Source organism: Marisediminitalea sp. (assembly GCF_984433645.1).
Genome location: NZ_CFIDRX010000287.1, coordinates 1 through 2,573, shown reverse-complemented (window position 1 = coordinate 2,573; position 2,573 = coordinate 1). Strand labels below are relative to the sequence as shown.

Here is a 2,573-nt window from a genome sequence, read left to right as displayed (position 1 = left end):
AGTCAGTCAGGTTAGTTACCTGGCCAGTGATCTTAGTGCCTTCTGGGTAACGCTGAGCAATTTCTTGCCATGGATCGTTGCCCATCTGCTTCATGCCCAGAGATACACGTTGCTTGTCTTTGTCGAACTTCAATACTTTAACATTGATTTCGTCACCAACATTTACGATTTCACTTGGGTGCTTAACGCGCTTCCAAGCCATGTCAGTGATGTGCAGCAGGCCGTCTACACCGCCTAAGTCAACGAACGCACCGTAGTCAGTCAGGTTCTTAACGATACCTTTAACTTCATGACCTTCTTCCAGGTTCGCCAGCAGTGATTCGCGCTCTGCACTGTTTTCAGCTTCGATAACGGCACGACGAGAAACAACAACGTTGTTACGCTTAGCGTCCAGCTTGATTACTTTAAATTCAAGCTCTTTGCCTTCAAGGTGAGTAGTGTCACGAACCGGACGTACGTCAACCAGTGAACCAGGCAAGAACGCGCGTACACTGTTAACTTCAACAGTGAAACCGCCTTTAACTTTACCGTTAATAACGCCTTTGATAGTGGCTTTGTCTTCGTAAGCTTTTTCCAGCTCAACCCATGCTTCGTGACGCTTCGCTTTTTCACGAGACAGGATAGTTTCACCGAAGCCGTCTTCTACTGCGTCTAGCGCAACATCAACTTCGTCACCGATAGCGATTTCTAATTCGCCTTCAGCATTTTTAAATTGTTCAGCTGGGATGGCACTTTCTGATTTGAGACCTGCGTCTACCAGAACGATGTCTTTGTCAATTGATACAACAGTACCTTTTACAATTGAACCAGGACGTGTTTCTAGTTCTTGTAAGCTCTCTTCAAAAAGTTGTGCAAAATTTTCAGTCATATTAATAAGTAAATATATTCAGTTGACATCCACGCTACATTCCCGATACCGTGGGGTTATTAAACAAAGTCATTACGTCCTGTAATAACTGTTGCGATGGCGAAAATCGCCTCCTGACTTACAGTCTGGAATTGATGATTTCCATAGCACTATCAAAGACTTGGTTAATATCCAAATCTGTTGAATCGATAATTACTGCGTCTTCTGCCGGTACCAGCGGTGCGACTGAACGTTGTGAATCACGTTCATCTCTGGCCTTGATATCGGTTAAAAGGCGCGCAATATTAACATCCATCCCTTTATCTTTCAACTGCGTATAGCGACGCTCCGCGCGGGCTTCAGCGCTTGCAGTAAGGAATAGTTTCACGACTGCGTCGGGGAAAACGACCGTACCCATATCGCGACCGTCAGCAATTAAGCCGGGAGTTTCCTGAAAAGCGCGTTGTCGGCGCAACAGGGCTTCGCGAACACGGGCTAATGACGCTATTTGCGACGCAACCGCACCCACTTCTTCGGTACGAATGTCATCGGTAACGTCTTCGCCTTCCAACACAACGCGGCGTTGGTTATTTTCTGTTTCAAAACTCACGTCTAACCCGGACGCCAGCGGCACAATGGCGGCTTCGTCGTCAATGGGTAAATCGTGATGCATAGCGGCAACCGCCAATACGCGGTATATCGCACCGCTGTCTAGCAAGTGCCAATTCAATTTTTCTGCCAATAGAGCGCTTAAGGTCCCTTTCCCGGCACCACTCGGGCCATCTACCGTTACTACGGGTGTTGGATGCATACCTGCTCCAGTTATTTAAATTTTTGTTAATGGATCGTCGAAATCGGCCGCAATTATACGCGTGTCAGGCAAATAGGCAATGATACAAGTCAATATTGCTCCGACCTGTTTGATTTTGTTTGCCAATTTTATATGTCTGAAAGTGAAGATAATGACCTGGATGGAAATCATGCTCACCGCGTAGCAGCCGGTGAGCATAATAAAAAACAAATCTGACTTATCGATGACAGATTGTGGCAAATCGCGTGAAATAATCAGGAAATGTTTTTGCTGTACAGCCCGGATCATTAATGGTTACCGGTGTATCGCTTAAACTCACTAACGAAAAACACATCGCGATACGGTGATCGTTGTAGGTGTCAATTTCCGCATGCTTTAATGAAGTAGCAGGCGTCACACGAATAAAATCATGCCCCTCTTCTACTTCAACGCCTAATTTACGCAACTCTGTGGCCATCGCATTCAGACGGTCAGTCTCTTTTACCCGCCAGTTATAGATATTGCGGATACAGGTTTCGCCTTCGGCAAACAAGGCTGCAACGGCAATCGTCATCGCGGCATCCGGAATGTGGTTCATGTCCATGTCGACGCCTTTTAGCGGGGCACCGTGAATCACGACACAGTCGTCGAACCATTCAACCCTGGCACCCATTGCTTCCAGCACATCTGCGAAACGAATGTCGCCCTGGATGCTTTGTTTACCAATACCGGTAACTTTAACGCTACCACCTTTGATGGCACCCGCAGCCAGAAAGTAAGAGGCAGAAGAAGCATCGCCTTCAACCAGAAAACGTGATGGTGCAATGTACTTTTGACCGGCTCGAATGGTGAAATGCTGGTAATTGTCGTTTTCTACCTGAACGCCAAATTTAGCCATGGTATCCAGCGTGATGTCGATGTAGGGTTTCGATACCA

At 46.7% G+C, this 2,573-nt stretch carries 3 protein-coding genes; all 3 read right to left on the bottom strand.

Translation table 11 applies throughout. The features are described 5' to 3' along the window. On the bottom strand, positions 1-868 hold an 868-nt coding region (locus AC4MRN_RS20385), incomplete at its 3' end, for a S1 RNA-binding domain-containing protein (protein WP_491204355.1). A gap of 118 nt (positions 869-986) precedes the next feature. After that, positions 987-1,658, bottom strand: coding sequence for a (d)CMP kinase (gene cmk, locus AC4MRN_RS20380; protein WP_073324608.1), 672 nt, complete (start codon positions 1,656-1,658; stop codon positions 987-989). Between the two features lie 217 nt (positions 1,659-1,875). Further along, positions 1,876-2,573, bottom strand: a 698-nt coding sequence (locus AC4MRN_RS20375) for a 3-phosphoshikimate 1-carboxyvinyltransferase (protein WP_491204354.1), incomplete at its 5' end; no start/stop codon positions are given.